The organism is Pseudomonas sp. P4_C3 (assembly GCF_056402075.1).
In genome coordinates this window covers 27,740-45,584 of record NZ_JBFUIC010000038.1, presented here as the reverse complement: position 1 = coordinate 45,584, position 17,845 = coordinate 27,740, and the positions used below count along the sequence as shown (strand labels likewise).

The window sequence follows — 17,845 nt, the reverse complement described above, 5'->3', positions numbered from 1 at the left end:
CAGATGAGTGGGACCTTCCTGAGCCCCAAATCGAAGGTCCCCGGCGTGCTCTTCGTGCACGGTTGGGGCGGCAGTCAGGAGCGGGACCTGGAGCGCGCCAAAGGCATCGCCGGGTTGGGCTGTGTCTGCCTGACCTTCGACCTGCGCGGGCACACCAGCGGCACCGGCATTCCATTGTCCCGGGTGACCCGCGAAGACAACCTGCGCGACCTGCTGGCAGCCTATGACCGATTGCTCGCGCACCCGGCTCTCGATACGTCGGCGATTGCGGTGGTCGGCACCAGTTACGGGGGGTATCTGGCCTCGATTCTGACCTCGCTCAGGCCGGTGCGCTGGCTGGCGCTACGGGTGCCGGCGTTGTATCGCGACGAGCAATGGCACACGCCGAAACGCGATCTGGACAAACTGGATCTGCGTGATTACCGAGGCATCCTGGTGCGTGCCGACAGCAACCGTGCCTTGCATGCTTGCTCGCAATTCACCGGGGACGTGCTTCTGGTGCAGTCCGAGACCGACGAATACGTGCCCCACGCGACGATCATGAGCTATCGGGCAGCCTGTCAGCAGACGCACTCGCTGACTCACCGCATCATCGACGGTGCCGACCATGCGCKGAGCGACCCGGTTTCGCAGCAGGCCTACACCTCGATCCTCGTCGGCTGGATTACCGAGATGGTGGTGGGGGAGCGGTTGAGCATTATTCAATCATCTTGAAATTTGCGGTGATCTTGCTACCAATCGCGAGCAGGCTCGCTCCCACAGTAGTTCAGTGGTGAATACAGTTTTTGTGGAACTCCCGAGATCCAATGTGGGAGCGAGCCTGCTCGCGATAGCGTCCTCACAACCACCCCGTCACTTGGGTTTTTTCTCGATCCGCAACGCCTTGGCCTTGGCCTCCACCAGCAAATACATCACCACGGTAATCAACAGCGGCAAAATGAAATAAATCGCCCGATAGGCCAGCAGTCCCGCCACCAGGCTGCCCCGTGAAACCTCGTGTTGCAGCAGCGCCACGAACACCGCCTCGAGCACGCCGAGCCCGGCCGGGATGTGGGTAATGACTCCGGCGATGGCGCTGATCAACAACACGCCAAGTACCAATGGATAGTCCAGTTTGCTCGGCAGCAAGGTGAAAATCACCGCCGCCATCAGCGACCAGTTCAGAGCCCCGAGGGTCAGTTGCAGCACCGCCATGCGCAGCGACGGCAGATCAATTTCCACGCCGCGAGTCGCCCACTCCCGACGTTTGGCAAACCGGCACGCCGCCAGGTACCCGGCGCTCAGCAGCAATAACAACCCCCCCACACCTTGCAGCGCACTACTGCTGAGTTTCCAGCCCGGTGGCATGTGCACCAGCCCGCTGCTGAACACGGCGCCGGCAATTATCATGTAGCCGAACCAGTTGGTCGCCAGGCTCAGGCCAAGGATTTTCGCGATGTTGCTCTTGCTCACCCCGAGCCGCGAATACAACCGGTAACGCATGGCGATGCCGCCGACCCATGCGCTCAGATTCAGGTTGAAGGCGTAGCTGATGATCCCCACGGGCAGGATCTGCTTCCAGGTCAGGTTCTGGCGGATGTAGGTGCGACCAATCAGGTCGAAGCAGGCGTACACCAGAAAACTCACCAGGGTCAGCCCCGAAGCAATGATCAACGTGCGCACCTTGAAATCGGCCAGGTTATCGAACACTTCGTTCCACTCGATGCGCTGGGCGAGCGTCGTGAACAGCACGATCAGCATCAGGAAAAACAGCATCGTCAGCGGTCGTTTCCAGCGACGCCAATGGGACTTGCCGGAGCTTTTGCCCTGAGAGGCCGGGTGGGTCTCAGCGCGGTTCATGGTCAGCGCTTCCGGTTGGCGGGTGGAAGGGTTTCAGGCGAGGTTTATGCGCCGGCAACCAACCGGCCCATGCCGGGAAATGCCGCAGGAAGTGAAACACCAGAAAACCGATGGTCATGTGCCAGACACGCCCGCGTGGCGCGATGTCGGGAGACATGGCCTTGCAATGGTTATCGCTGAGGTCTTCCAGGCGATCGAACAGATGACGATTGAAGGCCTGGTCGCGGATCAGCACGTTGGCTTCCAGATTCATCGACAGGCTCAACGGGTCGAGGTTGCTGGAGCCAACGGTGCTCCAGTCCTCGTCCACCAAGGCGACCTTGCCGTGCAGCGGGCGGTCGCAATATTCGTAGATCTTCACCCCGGACTTGAGCAGGTAGTCATAGGTCATGCGCGCGGCGAGCCTGGCCACCCGCATGTCTGGCTGGCCCTGCAGGATCAGCCGCACATCCACGCCTCGGCGGGCCGCGTTGCGGATCTCGCGCAGCAAGCGGAAACCGGGAAAGAAGTAGGCGTTGGCGATCACCACTCGACGCTGCGCCTGGCGCAACACCAGGCGGTAAACCTCCTCGATGTCGGTCGGGTGTTCACCGTTGTCGCGGTACACCAGCCGCACCTGGCCGTCGTGATCGCTGAAGGCGAGTTCCGAACGCCGCAGCCGACGGCGTTGCCACCAGTATTTGGCGTGCACCGGGCGACCGCATTGCAGCAGGGCGAAGTGATGGATATCGGCCACTGCCGGACCCTCAATTTCTACCGAATAATCCTGTTTGGCCTCGGGGCCGAAGTCGACCAGATGATCGGCGGAAAAGTTGATCCCGCCGACGAACGCGACGGTGCCATCCACCACCACAATCTTGCGGTGCAGGCGCCGGAACCAGTTGGTGCGGATGCCCAGGCGCTTCGGTGCCGGGTCGAATATTTGCAGTTGCACCCCGGCCGCGGTCAGTGCGGTGAGGAACCCGGTACTCAGCTCACCGCAGCCAAAGCCGTCGAGGCTGACGGTGGTGCGTACGCCGCGCTGAGCGGCTTCGATCAGGATCTGTTGCAGCTCATTGCCAACCTTGTCCTCGAACAGGATGAAGGTTTCCAGCAGGATTTCACTTTGCGCCCGGCGCAAGGCTTCAAATACCCGGGGAAAGTACGCCTCGCCGTTTTCCAGCAACTCGACGCGATTGCTGCCTTGCCAGCCGTATTCGACATCGACCGCTGTCGGCTCGCGGATCGATGGGGCGGGAATGTCTGCCAGCGTGTTTTTTTCCATCGATTGGCTGCTCATAGCTCGATTTCCACCGACAGCGGGGCGTGGTCGGAAAGATGCGACCAGGGCCGGGTGGTCAGCACTTGCGGATGGCTGGCCTTGAGGTTGCGCACGTAGATGCGGTCCAGGCGCAATGCCGGCAAGCGCGCGGGGAAACTGCGCGCCGGTTTGCCATGCAGCGCGGCGAAGACTTCATGCAGACCGCTGGGCTTGAGAAACGCATCGGCGCGCTGGCGCCAGTCGTTGAAGTCCCCGGCGACAATCACCGGGGCGTCGCCGGGCAGGGCGTCCAGGCGCTGGGTGAGCAGCTTCAGTTGCGCGGTGCGATGGGTTTCGCGCAGCCCCAGATGAACGCAAATGGCATGCACCTCCTGGCCGTCGCCGGGCAAACGCAACACGCAATGCAAGAGCCCGCGGTTCTCGTGGCCGCTGATGGATACGTCGAGGTTGTCGTGGCGGATGATCTGGAACTTCGACAACAGCGCATTGCCGTGATCGCCCGCCGGATACACCGCATTGCGGCCATAGGCGAACTGCGGCCACAGGCTGTCGGCAAGGAATTCGTATTGCGGCATCGCCGGCCAGTTGGTGTAGCGCCGGGGATGCTGTTCGTGGGTGCCGTGGACTTCCTGCAAAAACACCACATCGGCAGACACACTGCGCACCGCTTCACGCAGTTCCGGCAGGATGAAGCGCCGGTTGAGCGCGGTGAAACCTTTATGGGTGTTGACCGTCAGTACCGTGAAACGACAAGTGACGGACGAACCCTGTACCCGCATGTCGGTTGCGTTTGAGTGTGCGGGAATATCGGTGTGATTCGCTGTCATGTCGCCTCCCGCCTGACGGCTCCTGTCCTTGGATGACTCTGGGGCGGCGGCGAAAGTTTCGATGGGACTACGGACGGTACCGAATGGCGGTGACGAGTGGCATGGTGAAGACAGTTGCTCCCACCGGGTCCCTCAGTGACCAGCAACTATCCGGGTCGTCCCTTCTGCCGGTTCGGCATAGACCGGGCCGAGGCGATCAAGACGTCCACTCCACGCGGTCAATGCCAGCGCCAGCAACACCACCAGACCGCCGATCCACGCGGTGTGAATCAACCCCATGTGGGCGACGATCAGGCCACCGCCCCACGCGCCACCGGCAATGCCGAGGTTGAATGCCGCGATGTTCAGGCCGGATGCCACGTCCACCGCCTGCGGGGTGTGATGCTCAGCCTGACGTACCACATACACCTGCAACCCCGGCACATTGCCAAATGCCACGGCGCCCCACACCAGCACGGTAGCCAGCGCCAGCCAAGGATTGCCGGCCGTGAAGGTCAACACGAACAGCACGGCGGCGAGCAGGGCGAAGATGATTTTCAGGGCGCTGATCGGGCCGCGCTGGTCCGCCAGTTTGCCGCCCCAGATGTTGCCGACGGCCACGGAGATGCCGTAGACCAGCAACACCAGGCTGACGGTGCTGGCGCTGAAGCCGGAGAGGTCCTGAAGAATCGGCGCGAGGAAGGTAAAGGCGATGAACGAACCGCCGTAGCCGACGGCTGTCATGGCATACACCAGCAACAGGCGCGGTTGCTTGAGCACCTGCAATTGCTGCAACAACGACGCGGGTTTGGTGTGGGCGATAGTGTTCGGTACGTAGAGCAGGCTGCCGATGAAGGCGATCACGCCCAGTGCCGAAACGGCGAGGAAGGTTTCACGCCAGCCGAAATGCTGGCCGATGAATGTCCCCAGCGGCACGCCGGTGACCAGCGCCACGGTCAGGCCGGTGAACATGATGGCGATCGCGCTGGCGGCTTTTTCCTTCGGCACTAGACTGGTGGCGATGGTCGAACCGATCGAGAAAAACACCCCGTGGGCCAGGCCGGTGACGATCCGGGCGAGGATCAACGACTCGTAGCCCGGTGCTTGCCAGGCCAGCAGGTTGCCGAGGGTGAACAGCACCATCAGCGACAACAGCAGCAATTTGCGTGGAACCTTGCCAGTGAGGGCGGTCAGCACCGGGGCGCCGACGGCAACGCCCAGGGCATACAGGCTGACCAGCAGGCCGGCGGACGGCAGGCTGACGCCGAGGTCGGCGCCAATGGTGGGTAACAGGCCAACGATGACGAACTCGGTCGTCCCGATGGCAAAGGCGCTGAGGGTCAGCGCGAGCAGGGCAATGGGCATGGCTGCAACTTCGGAGGTTGATTCGATGGAGCGCAGTGTCGGGACTTGGCTCGTTCAGAAAAATACAGGGATGGGCATTTGATATTTGCGTGCAGATCAAATATCGCGGTCCTGCTATCTGCGGGCAATATCCGAACTTGCCCGGCATTTCTCGATCAGTTCCTTACAGACACAGCCAAAGGAGTGGGTGCTTTGATCAGGCTCAAGACCGCGATACTGCTGGGAGCGTTGCTGTTTCTGGGCAGCGAGCAACTGGAAGCCGCCGCGATACCGGGGCTGCCGGCCGCCGCGACGCCGCTGGCGCACCCCGAACCCTTGGTGCAAGGCGGATTACTGGGGGCCATCAGTACAAGCATCGACGAGGTCCAGACCAAACTCGATCTCAACGAGAACCTGGTCGACGCCTGGCGCCTGCGTGCCGATCTCGCGGCCGATGAAGTGGATCAGTTGGTCAATCAGCCATCGGCGCGTTCGCCCTGGAGCGTCGCCGGCGATTTCCTGCTGCTGACCTGCGTGTGGACGGTGGTGTTTGCCTGTCTTTGGCTGCTTGGGCGGATTGCCGCCAGGCGCCTGTGCGAGCATCGTCTGCTGCTCAGTCGTGAACGGGGCCAGGCGTTGCTCGGTTACGTGCTGCCCTACACCCTTCCGGCGGTGGTCAGCCTGCCCCTGACGATTTATGCCAGCCAGTTTTTGCCGATATCGGCGGGTCGGGTGCTGGCGCTGTGTCTGGCTTATGCCGCTAGCGCGGGGATATTTGCCGCGTCATTGGTGCTGTCGCTGGTGGTGGTGTTCAATGCCGGCCACAAGCGGCGGGCGGTGCAGATCATTCGCGAGAAGAGTCCCCGGCCGTTATTCGGTATCGGCTTTCTGGTGGCATTGAGCGATGCCCTGACCAGCCCGCAGATCGCCCATCAACTGGGCAACAATCTCACCAGCAGCATCGCCGTGTTCACCGGGTTGGCAGCGTCGGTTTCCTTCGGCTTGCTGGTGATCCGCATGCGTCGCCCGGTCGCCCATGTGATCCGTATTTTGCCGCTGGCCCAGCGCCTCAGGCAGCCGGCGTTGCGTGAAACCCTGCGGATATTTTCCGGGCTCTGGTATTGGCCGATTCTGTTGATGGTACTGGTTTCGATCATCAACCTGATCGGCGCCGGGGCGGACAACCAGAGAGTGCTGCGCAGCGCCTTGTTCACCACGGTGTTGCTGATTGCCACGGTGTTTCTCAGCACCACGCTGCACCATTTGTTCAAGGCCCGCAGCGAAGCGGACCTGCGCCGCAGCAGCGCCTACAAGGAACGCTTTCTCAATCTGTCCCACGCCTTGCTGCGCATCGGCATGGCCATCGTGTTCATCGATATCCTCGGACGGGTCTGGGGCGTGTCGCTGTTCGAATTCGCGGTGAGCAATGCCGTGGGCCGGGCGATCAGTGATTCCCTGAGCCACATCGGCCTGATCCTGCTGGTGACCTGGATGGTCTGGGTGGTACTCGACACGGCGATTCAGGAAGCCCTGAAGCCACCGACCAACAAGCGTTCGGCGCGCCAGCCGAGTACGCGGGTGAAAACCATCCTGCCGCTGCTGCGCAACGCGATCAAAATCATCCTGGTGGTGATTTGCGCGATCACCACCATGGCCAACCTGGGAATCAACGTCGCGCCTTTCCTGGCCGGTGCCGGGGTGATCGGCCTGGCGATCGGTTTCGGTTCCCAACAACTGGTGCAGGACGTGATTACCGGGCTGTTCATCATCATCGAAGATACCCTGTCCATCGGCGACTGGGTGGTGCTCGATTCCGGACATGCCGGCACGGTCGAAGGTCTGACCATCCGCACCTTGCGCTTGCGCGACGGCAAAGGCTTCGTGCACTCGGTGCCGTTCGGGCAGATCAAGGCCGTGACCAACCAATCGCGGCAATTCGCCTATGCGTTTTTCTCGGTGCAATTCACCTACGACACTGATGTCGACAAGGCCATTGAACTGATCCGCGAGGCCGGGCATTCCATCAGCAACGACCCATTCCTGCGCTACAACCTGCAAGGACCGCTGGACGTGTTTGGCGTCGACAAGATGGACCTCAACGGTGTGGTGCTGACCGCACAATTCCGCACGGTGTCCGGTGGCCAATATGCGGTGAGCCGCGCCTTCAACCAGCGTTTGAAAAAGCTTGTGGATAACTGCCCGTGGGTGAACTTCGCGCAGACTTATCCACAGCGGGCGCTGGTGCCGAGGCATCCGGTCGAAGCGCCGCCGGAGATCGAACCAGAGCATGCTGCTGTGTTGATGCCGGATCGGCCGCGTTCTCAGTAAGTCGCCCGGGAGGTTTTTGGCGGCTGTAATGGCCCCATCGCGAGCAAGCTCGCTCCCACAGGGTTTTGTGTTGGCACATCAATCTGTGCCCTTGCCCAGATCAACTGTGGGAGCGAGCTTGCTCGCGATGGGGGCAGAGCAGACAGCTTCAGTGCCGGATCAGCTTGCTGCGCACCTCAGCGCCAGTCTGCTGATCCAGCTCCCCCCAAAACTGCTGCTTGCCAGCAATCTCGGCAGCGACCGGCAACCCGTCGCGATACACCAGCCGATTGCTCGCCAGTGCCGGGACTTTCGCGCCGGGCAATAGCGTGCCGGCRAGGTTCAGCGGATCGACCCCGCACACTGCGACCAGGCTGCCGTCATGGGGTCGACGTCGTACTTCCCGCAACAAGGGGATCGCCTCGGGCAGGGCGAATTGCTCGCCCGCCAGGCCGTTGACAAACCGCCCGCCGCGAATCTCGCCGCGAGCCTCCAGGCGATGGAAAGTACGCAGCAGTTCGCGCCAGCTCGGCAACCAGTCCGCCTCACGTTCCAGCAAGCGCCAGAACACCACACCGTAGCGGCGCAGCAAGGTCATGGCGATGTGTTCAAGGGTTTCGGCAGGCGTCCGCTGGTTTTCCACCACCGGCGCGGCAGGTTCGCGTCGCAACAGGGCCCAGCGCCCGGCGTCGTCCATGCCACCGATAAATGCCCCGCGCCCACGCCGACTGTTGCGCGGCTGGCGCTTGCTGACCGGGGTGATCAGTGCGCGCAATCCGGCGAAGCTGTCGGCATTCACCAACCCCGCGCCCACCAGTTCCTGCAGGGCGATCTCCAGCTCCGAACGCAGCAGGTGGGCCTCATGGATCAGCTCATCGAAAAACAGCGCGCCATGCTGGCTGAGGGCGGCGTGGACCTTTTGCGTTTTCGGCGACAGTTCGCTGACCGGCGTCTGTTCGGTCAAGCCGCTCCAGAGTCCGACCCGGTTGCGCGGCAGCAACACGATCGGCGTGCTGCGCAGGGCGGTGCTGGCGCTTTTGTTGTGCGCAGTCAGGCGCGTCCACACCAGTCTGCCGCTGCGGCACAGATCATCGAGCCAGGTCGCCGAGTAGTCCTTGATCCGCGCCGGCAGGATGTCGCTGTCCCAGGCTGAAGCGGCGGCGGGGTAGCCTTCGAACTGCGCAACGACGGCCGGCAATACCGCCGCACCCTGGCCCTGGCTTGCGCTCGACAGATACTGCCAGTCGAACAGAAACCGCATGAAATCCTGCAACGCCACCGGTTCGATTTCCCGGCGCAGGCGCTTGACCGTATAACGGTGAATCCGGGCCAGCAAATGCCGCTCGCACCATTCCTCCTGAGCGGTGCCCGGGGTGAAGCGGCCGCGCAGCACGTAGCCTTCGCGTTCCAGTTGCGCCAGGGCCTGGTTGACCTGTGTAGCGGGCAAGCCCAGCGGTTCGGCAATACGATTGAGCGCCAGCGGCCCGAAGGTGCTGAGCCGCGCGCGGATCAGTTCGAGGATGGCGTCGTCGGGTTCCCAGGCCTCGTCGAAGTCCGGCAGCACTTGCAGCGATGGCGTCAATTCGGCCTGTGGATAAATTGCCCGCAGGCAGGTCAGGCGCTCCAGCGCCAGCCACAGTGATTGCCCGGCGTTGATCTGCAAACGGCTTGCGCGTCCACTGTCGGCCAGGGTCGTGAGCCAGTCGAGCCACTGCGGATTGGCGTCGGCCTCGGCATCGGTGATGCACGCCAGGCTCATCAAGGCCTCGTGCATTTCATCGATACCGGAGGGCGTCGGCCAGGCTTCGTCGCGCACGGCGGCAATCGCCTCGGCGTCCAGCGCGCCGAGATCGTCGGTGGATTGCGGGTCGCTCCAGCGGCGGTTGAGTACGGCTTGGGTGCGGCGTTCTTCCAGTGGCGCATCGTCGAGAAAGGTATAGGGCCGGGCGCTGAGAATCTCCGCCGCCAGTGGCGAAGGCGCCGGCAAATCGCGGCTGATCAGGCGAATGTCGCCGCGTTCCATGCGCCGCAACAGTGCCAGCCAACCTTCAGTGTCCATGGCTTCGTGCAGGCAATCGTCGAGGGTTTGCTCCACCAGCGGATGGTCGGGAATCTCCCGTTCGCCGGCGAGGTTTTCCACGCAGGCGATCTGGTCGGGAAACACGCTGGCGATCAGGTCTTCGCTTTTCATTCGCTGGATCTGCGGCGGGACTTTGCGCCCGCCGCTGTAGCGCGGCAGCGCCAGGGCCACCCCGGCGTTCCAGCGCCAGCGCACACCGAACAGCGGCGCGTCGAGCACGGCCTGGATCAGGATGTGTTCGGCACTGTTGCTGTGCATGTAACGCCAGACGTCGTCCAGTTCAAAACTGTGGCTGGTGGACAGCGACAGCACGATGGCGTCTTCGCTGGCGGCGGCCTGCAATTCGAAGTTGAAGGTGCGACAGAAACGCTTGCGCAGGGCCAGGCCCCAGGCGCGGTTGATGCGGCTGCCGAACGGCGTGTGAATGACCAGTTGCGTGCCGCCGGACTCGTCGAAAAAACGTTCCATCAGTAGCGTGTCTTGGGATGGCAGGGCCCCCAACGCCTGTCGCGCACGGGCCAGGTAGTCCACCAGTTGATCAGCGCTGGCGAGGTTCAAGCCCAAGGTCTCGGTCAGCCAGTCGAGCGCTGGCTGCAAGTTGCCTGGCGCAGCCCCCAGCAGGTCGTCGAGTTGTGCCTGCAAGCGCGCCACCGCCGCGGACAATTCGGCGCTGCGCCCCGGTGCTTCACCGAGCCAGAACGGAATGGTCGGCGGCTGGCCTTGGGCATCCTCGACCCGTACCTTGCCGGTTTCCACGCGCAGGATCCGATAGGACGTATTGCCCAACTGGAAGACATCCCCGGCGATGCTTTCCACCGCGAAGTCTTCGTTGACGCTGCCGATGTTCAGCCCTTGAGGCTCCAGCAGCACGCTGTAGTCGGCGTTGTCCGGAATGGTCCCGCCACTGGTCACCGCTGTCAGTTTTGCGCCACGGCGACCGCGCAGGGTGCGGCTCACGGCGTCGCGGTGCAGGTAGGCACTGCGGACGCCCTGACGCCCGTTGTAGCCCTCGGCGAGCATGTGCAGCAGCGCCTGGTAGTGTTTGTCGTCGAGCCCGGTGTAGGGCGAGGCACGCCGCAGCATCTCCAGTAGCGCTTGCTCCGGCCATTCCTGGCAACTGACCTCGGCGATGATCTGTTGCGCCAGCACGTCCAGCGGCGCTTGCGGGATCAGCAAGGTATCCAGTTCGCCCCGGCGCACGCAGTCGAGCAGCGCGGCGCATTCGATCAGGTCGTCGCGGGTGGTGGCGAACAAGCGGCCCTTGGGCGTGCCGCCGACCTGGTGCCCTGAACGGCCGACCCGCTGCAGAAACCCGGCAATCGAACGCGGCGAGGCGATCTGGCACACCAGGTCGACTTCGCCGATGTCGATCCCCAGTTCCAGCGACGCCGTGGCGATCAGCACCTGCAGGTCGCCGCGCTTGAGTCGCTGCTCGGCGTCCAGGCGAAACTCCTTGGCCAGGCTGCCGTGGTGGGCCGCCACGGCAGCCTTGCCCAGGCGCTCGCTCAGGTGCCGGCTGAGGCGTTCGGCCAGGCGCCGGGTGTTGACGAAAATCAGCGTGGTCCGGTGTTCCCGGGCGAGGGCGGCGAGGCGGTCGTACACCAATTCCCAGACATCGTTGGCCATCACCGCCGATAGCGGCACGGGCGGCACTTCGATATCCAGATCGCGGGGGCGGGCGTGGCCGATGTCGACGATCTCGCACGGGCGGTCGCGACCCACCAGGAAGCGCGAGACGGCTTCGACGGGTTTTTGCGTGGCAGACAGACCGATGCGCAGCAACGGCTCAGGGCAGAGTGCTTGCAGGCGTTCGAGGCTCAGGGTCAGATGACTGCCGCGTTTGCTGGCGGCCATGGCGTGGATCTCGTCGATGATCACCGTTTGTGTCGTGCCAAGCATCTGCCGACCGGAATCGGAACCGAGCAGCACGTACAGGGACTCCGGCGTGGTCACCAGAATATGCGGCGCCGTCTTGCGCATCGCCGAGCGGTCTTTTTGCGGTGTGTCGCCGGTGCGCACGGCGGTGGTGATCTGCAATTCGGGCAGACCCATCACGCGCAACTGTTCGGTAATGCCGGCCAGCGGGTTTTGCAGGTTGATCTGGATGTCGTTGGACAGCGCCTTGAGCGGCGAGACGTAGACCACCAGGGTGGCGTCGGGCAAGCCTTCGGGGCTTTCCAGGCCGCGGTGCACCAGGTCGTCGATGACGGCGAGAAAGGCGGTGAGGGTCTTGCCGGAGCCGGTGGGCGCGGCGACCAGGGTCGAACGGCGCTGGCGGATCGACGGCCACGCCCGGGCCTGGGCGGCGGTGACCGCTGCGAATGTGTGACTGAACCAGGCGCTGACTGCGGGATGAAAGCCGCTCAGGGCACTGTCTGCAGGAATGGGCAGGTTCATGCAGCAAGTTATGCGGGTGGGTGGCCGAAGATGCAAGTACCACTCAAGATCTTCACCGCCTTCCAGGGCCTCATCGCGAGCAGGCTCGCTCCTACAGTGGATCTTCGGTTCACATAAATCCAATGTGGGAGCGAGCYTGCTCGCGATGAGGCCAGTCCAGGCACCGCAAAAGTCAGACATCTACACTTTACGGGTGACGGTTGCGCACTAAACCCGCAAAATGCAACGATTCCGGCAATTACCAACGACATCGCCTGGGTGCGGTGTCGATAACGCCATTGTTTCAATCAGACTGGGCCTGCTGACTCTATGCGAATGCGCCTTATGTTACTGGGCGGCGGAAATGCCCTTGGGCAGGCGCTGATTCGCCTCGGTGCGGAGGAAGACATCGGTTTCCTCGCCCCCCGCCCGCCCGAAGACGGCTGGGATGCCGCGAGCCTGACACAACTGCTCGACGACACCCGTCCCGATGCATTGATCAACCTTGCCTACTACTTCGACTGGTTTCAGGCGGAGGCAGTGAGCGAACAGCGTCTGGCCGGCCAGGAGCGTGCGATCGAGCGTCTGGCGGAACTGTGCCAGCACCACAACATCGTTCTACTGCAACCTTCGAGCTATCGAGTGTTCGACGGCTCCCGTGCCACGGCCTACAGCGAAAAAGACGAACCCGTTCCACTGGGCTTGCGCGGTCAGGCGTTGTGGCGGATCGAACAAAGCGTTCGCGCCACCTGCCCGCAACACGTGCTGTTGCGTTTCGGCTGGCTGCTGGACGACAGTCCGGATGGCACCCTTGGCCGCTTCCTCGCCCGTGCCGAACAACCCGAAGAACTGCTGATGGCCGACGACCGACGCGGCAATCCGACGCCGGTCGACGATGCTGCCCGGGTGATCATTTCTGTGCTCAAGCAACTCGATTGCGCCGCGCCGCTGTGGGGCACCTACCACTACGCCGGGCATGAGGCGACCACGCCGCTGGCGCTGGGACAGGCGATTCTGACCGAAGCCCGCAGCCTGCATCCGCTGGCCATTGAGGCCCCGACCGCTCAGGCTCACRCCGCGCGTCCGGATGCTGCCGAAGAACCGCAACACGCGGTATTGGCCTGCAAGAAAATTCTGCACACCTTCGGGATCAAGCCGCGCGCCTGGCGTGCGGCGCTTCCCGGCCTACTGGACAGGTTCTATCGCCATGGCTGACGGTCCCGTTTTGATCACCGGTGGTGCCGGTTTCATTGGTTCACACCTGACTGACGCCCTGCTTGTCAAGGGCCATGCAGTGCGGATTCTCGATGACCTGTCCACCGGCAAGCGCAGCAATCTGCCGCTGGATAATCCCAGGGTCGAACTGATCGTCGGCGACGTGGCCGATGCGGCTTTGGTTGCCCAGGCGATGGCTGGATGCAGCGCCGTGGCGCACCTCGCGGCCGTGGCTTCGGTGCAGGCCTCGGTGGACGATCCGGTGCGTACGCACCAGAGCAACTTCATCGGCACGCTGAACGTCTGCGAAGCCATGCGCCAGACCGGGGTCAAGCGCGTGCTGTTTGCCTCCAGCGCGGCGGTGTATGGCAACAATGGCGAAGGTGAGTCGATCGACGAAGACACGCCCAAGGCGCCGTTGACGCCTTATGCGGTGGACAAACTGGCCAGCGAGCATTACTTCGATTTCTACCGCCGCCTGCATGGGCTGGAGCCGGTGATTTTCCGCTTCTTCAACATCTTCGGCCCGCGCCAGGATCCGTCCTCGCCGTACTCCGGGGTGATCAGTATTTTCAGCGAGCGCGCACTAAAGGGCTTGCCGATCACCGTGTTCGGCGATGGCGAGCAGACCCGGGATTTTGTCTACGTCGAAGACCTGGTCGACTTGCTGGTGCAGGCCATCGAGAAACCTCAGGTCGAAGTCGGTGCGGTCAACGTCGGCTGGAACCAGGCGACGACCCTCAAGCAAATGCTCGAAGCGCTGGAAGCCGTGGTCGGCAAGTTGCCTCCGGTGAGCTACGGCCCGGCGCGCTCCGGTGACATTCGTCACTCCCGGGCGAACAACCAGCGTCTGTTGGAGCGCTTCACTACCACAGAGCAGACACCGATGCGTGTGGGGCTGGCGCGGTTGCTGGGGCGATAAATCGCTGCCCTGCGGACGTGAAAAAGGCGCCTGTTTACAGGCGCCGGAGCAAGCTCCCTCGCCACAACGGCCTGGTTCACCACCACGTGAACATTCTTCCAGCGATGTCGCTTAGAACTTGTAACCCAGGCCAACCATGTACACAAACGGATCGACGTCGATGTTGACCTTGGCGCGGGTGCCCGGGGCAATGGCGTTGTTTTCCACTGTGGCGCGGGTATCGATGTCGATGTAGCGCACCTGGGCGTTGAGCATGACATGGTCGGTCAGCATGTAGTCGGCACCGACCTGCCAGGCCAGACCCCAGGAGTTCTTCGCATTGAAGTTACTGAAACCGGCGGACTTGGCTTCGCTGCTGAGGCTTTCGTCGTAGATCCAGGTGTAGTTGATGCCACCGCCGACATAGGGCTGGAAGGCCGACTTCGAATCCAGCGGGTAGTAGACCACGCTCAGGGTTGGCGGCAGGTGTTTCAGGGAACCGAGTTTGCCGTTGGCAGCAGGCAGGGCGGTACCTTTGAGATTCACGTCATGCTCGAACGGAGTGGCGGCAAGCAGTTCGATCCCCCAATTGTTGGTGAGCATGTAGGCGAAGTTCAGGCCCAGCTGCGTGTCGCTGTCCATGGTCGCCTTGCCGCCCAGGTTGGTACCGGCCAGCGGACCCTGATCGACCTTCACGCTGGAACTGTCGGCTTTCGGGTTAACGGTGATGGCGCCCGCCCGAAGGATGATGTCACCGGCCTCGTGGGCTTGGGCGAGCGGGGCTGCGAGCGCGAAGGCAACCAGCGAAGCGCTGAGCATGGACTTGTTCATGAGGGCTCCAGAGGACGTTAAAAATGTTCGATGTCCAATGGTAAGGTGCCTAACGAATCGGTCTTTTGATGCAGCTCAAGGAAAGTGGTAAGGAATGGATTTTGTAGCGATTTCGATGGCCCTTCGCGAGCAGGTTCTGTGTCTGTCAGGCGATTGGACCACGCGGGTAGCGCTTGAGCTTTTCGATCAGCTCATTGCCCGGGATCGGACGATCGAACAGGTAGCCCTGGCCGACGTCGCAGCGGTGACGGCGCAGGAACGACAACTGTTCGGCGGTTTCGATGCCTTCAGCCACGACCTTGAGTTTCAGGTTGTGCGCCATGGCGATCACCGCGGAGGTGATTTCCATGTCGTCCTGGTTGTCCGGGATTTCGTGGATGAAGCTTCGGTCGATCTTGATGATGTCGATGGGGAATTTTTTCAAGTAACTGAGCGACGAGTAACCGGTGCCGAAGTCGTCCATGGCCAGGGTCAGGCCCAGGCGCTTGAGTTGGTCGAGTTGCAAGTGGGTGTCTTCGGTGGCTTCCAGCAGCAGGCCTTCGGTCAGCTCCAGCTCCAGCAAATGAGCGGGGAGGGCTTCTTCCTTGAGGATGTTGGCAATGGAGGCCACCAGGTCCGGATCGGAAAACTGCTTGGGCGACAGGTTGATCGCCACTTGCAGGTTGCCCAGGCCGGCGGCGGTCAGCGCTTTGCTCATGCGGCATGCCTGGCGGGCGATCCATTTGCCGATCGGAATGATCAGTCCGGTTTCTTCGGCGACGCTGATGAACTGATCCGGGCGGATCATGCCCTTTTCCGGATGGTCCCAGCGCAGCAGTGCTTCCATGCCCAGCAGGCGACCGCTGCGCAGGCACAGCTTGGGCTGATAGAACACGTCGAGCTCGTTCTGGGTCAGGGCTCGGCGCAGGTTGTTCTCGACGAACAGCTTGTAGCTGGCCTCGGCGTTGAGCGCTTCGGTGAACACTTGCACCTGGTGTTTGCCGTTGGCCTTGGCCTTGTGCAGCGCCAACCCGGCATTGCGCATCAGGGTTTGCGGGTCGCGCCCGTGCAGCGGCGCGCAGGCCAGGCCCACGGAGCCGGTGACGCTGATCAACTGGTTGTCGACGAACATCGGTTTGTCGAGGGTCGCCAGCAATTGGTTGGCCACTTGCTGGCCCGTCGACAGGTCAGTGTTGTCCAGCAGCACGGCGAATTCATTACTGGCGAATCGCGCCAGGCTGCCGCTCGGAACCAGGCTGTTGCGCAGGCGCCGGGCGAGGCTGATCAGCAGTTTGTCGCCGGTCTGGTGGCCGAGGCTGTCGTTGATCCGCTTGAAGTTGTCGATGTCCACCAGCAACAGGCTGATCGGCGCATCGCTGTCCCGGGCAAAGCGTTCATCGAGGTTGCGGATGAACGCCGGGCGGTTGCCGAGGTTTGTCAGGTTGTCGGTGTAGGCCAGGCGCTCGATGCGTTGCTGAGCAAGCTTGGTCTGGGTGATGTCTTCGTATATGCCGATGTAGTGGGTCAGCTCGCGGTTGTCGCCGTAAACCTTGGAGATCGACAACTGGCCCCAGTAGGGTTCGAGGTTTTTCCGGCGACTCTTGAATTCGCCTTGCCAACTGTTGCTCTTGGCCAACGCCGAAGGTGCGTCGAACAGCAGTTCACTGAGGTTCTCCAGGGCCGGCAGTTCCGACAGGCGCTGACCGTGCACTTCTTCGGTGGAATATTGGGTGATCGCGGTGAAGCTCGGGTTGACGTATTCCACCACGCCGTCGCAGTTGACCAGCAGAAAGGCGTTGGCACTTTGCTCGACCGCACGCTGAAACAAGTGCAGGGCGCTGGTGGCGGTTCGACGATTGTGGTTACTGATGACCTGGGCAAACTGGTCCGCCAGTTCGCCAGCAAAAGCGATTTCGTCCTGTTGCCAGGCACGGGTCGCACCGGTCTGCTCCAGGCACAGCACGCCGACCACTTGGCCATCGACGCGGATACTGGCGTCGAGCATTGCGTTAACGTCGCGCGGGCGCAGGCTCTCGGCCATCTCCCGGGTACGCGGGTCGCGCATGGCGTTATGGGCGTCGATGGCGCGGCCGGTGTGCAAGGCGTCGAGGTAATCGGGGAACACGCTGACGTCGATCGGTTGCGGCAGCAGGTATTCCTGGTTCGTGCGGTGGTAGGCCGAGATCGGCACCAGCATCGAGCCTTCGAGGTGCCACAGGCTGGCGCAGTCGATTTCGTAAATGTCGCAGGCGCTGCGGGTGATCAGTTCGGCAGCTTCTTGCAGGGAATTGTTGCTGCTGTAGCGTTGCCGGGTCAGCAGCAGGATCAGGTCCTGCTGGGCACGCACCCGGTCCAGATGTAGCAGTTGCTCCTGCTGGGCACGCTGATTGAGTTCCAGGGCGATTTGCAGGCGCGAGTTCTGGGTTTCCAGATCCAGGGCCGGTTGCAGCGGGTCATCCTCGAACAGGCCGTCGATGACCAGCAGATAGCCGCGCAACAGGTGGCGGTTGTGTTGTTTGTAGGCTTCGCCCAGTTCCAGCAGATTCAGGGAGCCTGAGGCGGTGTGCAGGGTGTAGCGGATCAGGTAATGCGTGCTTTCAGTCAGCTGTTGCTGGACCGCGTCGTGCAGTTGATAGCGCGCTTGCGGCTCCATCAGGCTGGCGTAGGGCGAGCCCACCAGCGCACACAGCTCCACGGCCGGCAGGCCGAACTGGCGTTCGCAATTGGGATCAAGAAACAGCAGCGCCCAGCTGGGTTCATTAAGCCGTTCGAAACGCAGCATGCCGAGCCGCGAGGGCACAGGCAACTGCGTCACTACCTCGGCCACCATACGGCTGGCGGCATCGGGTTGGCTTTTCATGGAGGGAAACTCGCTTCGAATATGCTGAACGCGCTGGGCTCTCGCC

At 62.6% G+C, this 17,845-nt stretch carries 11 protein-coding genes; 4 read left to right on the top strand and 7 right to left on the bottom strand.

Annotated elements, in window-relative coordinates:
- Positions 1-714 (top strand): alpha/beta hydrolase family protein (locus AC1DVH_RS09865; protein WP_477753642.1); only part of this gene is annotated, 714 nt, incomplete at its 5' end.
- A gap of 138 nt (positions 715-852) precedes the next feature.
- Here AC1DVH_RS09865 and AC1DVH_RS09860 read toward each other — a convergent pair.
- From AC1DVH_RS09860 to AC1DVH_RS09845, 4 genes are all read right to left on the bottom strand, one after another.
- The gene (locus tag AC1DVH_RS09860) at positions 853-1,839 is read right to left on the bottom strand and encodes a lysylphosphatidylglycerol synthase domain-containing protein (RefSeq protein WP_477753641.1); all 987 of its coding nucleotides are present in this window, start codon (positions 1,837-1,839) and stop codon (positions 853-855) included.
- Positions 1,826-3,118 carry a cardiolipin synthase ClsB gene (clsB, locus tag AC1DVH_RS09855; RefSeq protein ID WP_477753640.1) on the bottom strand — a complete coding sequence of 431 codons (1,293 nt, stop codon included), beginning with the start codon at positions 3,116-3,118 and terminating at the stop codon, positions 1,826-1,828. The genes AC1DVH_RS09860 and clsB overlap by 14 nt, the downstream gene beginning before the upstream one ends.
- A complete protein-coding gene (locus AC1DVH_RS09850; protein WP_477753643.1) occupies positions 3,115-3,879 on the bottom strand; it encodes an endonuclease/exonuclease/phosphatase family protein in 765 nt (254 codons plus the stop codon). Before AC1DVH_RS09850 ends, clsB begins: the two co-directional genes overlap by 4 nt.
- A 180-nt stretch (positions 3,880-4,059) precedes the next feature.
- Positions 4,060-5,271, bottom strand: a complete 1,212-nt coding sequence (locus AC1DVH_RS09845) for an MFS transporter (protein WP_477753639.1) — start codon at positions 5,269-5,271, stop codon at positions 4,060-4,062.
- A 192-nt stretch (positions 5,272-5,463) separates the two neighbouring features.
- Between AC1DVH_RS09845 and AC1DVH_RS09840 the strand changes: the two genes are divergently transcribed.
- A complete protein-coding gene (locus AC1DVH_RS09840) occupies positions 5,464-7,578 on the top strand; it encodes a mechanosensitive ion channel family protein (protein ID WP_477753638.1) in 2,115 nt (704 codons plus the stop codon).
- 148 nt (positions 7,579-7,726) lie between these two features.
- Here AC1DVH_RS09840 and AC1DVH_RS09835 read toward each other — a convergent pair whose 3' ends face one another.
- Positions 7,727-12,034 (bottom strand): DEAD/DEAH box helicase, encoded by a 4,308-nt coding sequence (locus AC1DVH_RS09835; RefSeq protein WP_477753637.1) that lies wholly within the window; start codon positions 12,032-12,034, stop codon positions 7,727-7,729.
- A gap of 309 nt (positions 12,035-12,343) precedes the next feature.
- Here AC1DVH_RS09835 and AC1DVH_RS09830 point away from each other — a divergent pair, with 309 nt between their 5' ends.
- Both AC1DVH_RS09830 and AC1DVH_RS09825 read left to right on the top strand, forming a co-directional pair.
- Entirely contained in the window at positions 12,344-13,228 is an 885-nt protein-coding gene (locus tag AC1DVH_RS09830; RefSeq protein WP_477753636.1) for a sugar nucleotide-binding protein, read from the top strand.
- Positions 13,221-14,150 carry an NAD-dependent epimerase/dehydratase family protein gene (locus AC1DVH_RS09825; RefSeq protein WP_477753635.1) on the top strand — a complete coding sequence of 310 codons (930 nt, stop codon included), beginning with the start codon at positions 13,221-13,223 and terminating at the stop codon, positions 14,148-14,150. Before AC1DVH_RS09830 ends, AC1DVH_RS09825 begins: the two co-directional genes overlap by 8 nt.
- A gap of 111 nt (positions 14,151-14,261) precedes the next feature.
- On the opposite strand, the gene AC1DVH_RS09820 is transcribed toward AC1DVH_RS09825, so the two are convergent.
- Positions 14,262-14,960: an OmpW/AlkL family protein gene (locus AC1DVH_RS09820; RefSeq protein WP_477753634.1), complete on the bottom strand. Its 699-nt coding sequence runs from the start codon at positions 14,958-14,960 to the stop codon at positions 14,262-14,264.
- 145 nt (positions 14,961-15,105) lie between these two features.
- Positions 15,106-17,799 (bottom strand): sensor domain-containing phosphodiesterase, encoded by a 2,694-nt coding sequence (locus AC1DVH_RS09815; protein ID WP_477753633.1) that lies wholly within the window; start codon positions 17,797-17,799, stop codon positions 15,106-15,108.
- Positions 17,800-17,845 lie beyond the last annotated feature (46 nt).

Coding starts and splice junctions, on each gene's coding strand:
- AC1DVH_RS09860 (WP_477753641.1), bottom strand. CDS start 1,839: ATGAACCGCGCTGAGACCCACCCGGCCTCTCAGGGCAAAAGCTCCGGC.
- AC1DVH_RS09845 (WP_477753639.1), bottom strand. CDS start 5,271: ATGCCCATTGCCCTGCTCGCGCTGACCCTCAGCGCCTTTGCCATCGGG.
- AC1DVH_RS09820 (WP_477753634.1), bottom strand. CDS start 14,960: ATGAACAAGTCCATGCTCAGCGCTTCGCTGGTTGCCTTCGCGCTCGCA.
- AC1DVH_RS09850 (WP_477753643.1), bottom strand. CDS start 3,879: ATGCGGGTACAGGGTTCGTCCGTCACTTGTCGTTTCACGGTACTGACG.
- AC1DVH_RS09815 (WP_477753633.1), bottom strand. CDS start 17,799: ATGAAAAGCCAACCCGATGCCGCCAGCCGTATGGTGGCCGAGGTAGTG.
- AC1DVH_RS09825 (WP_477753635.1), top strand. CDS start 13,221: ATGGCTGACGGTCCCGTTTTGATCACCGGTGGTGCCGGTTTCATTGGT.
- clsB (WP_477753640.1), bottom strand. CDS start 3,118: ATGAGCAGCCAATCGATGGAAAAAAACACGCTGGCAGACATTCCCGCC.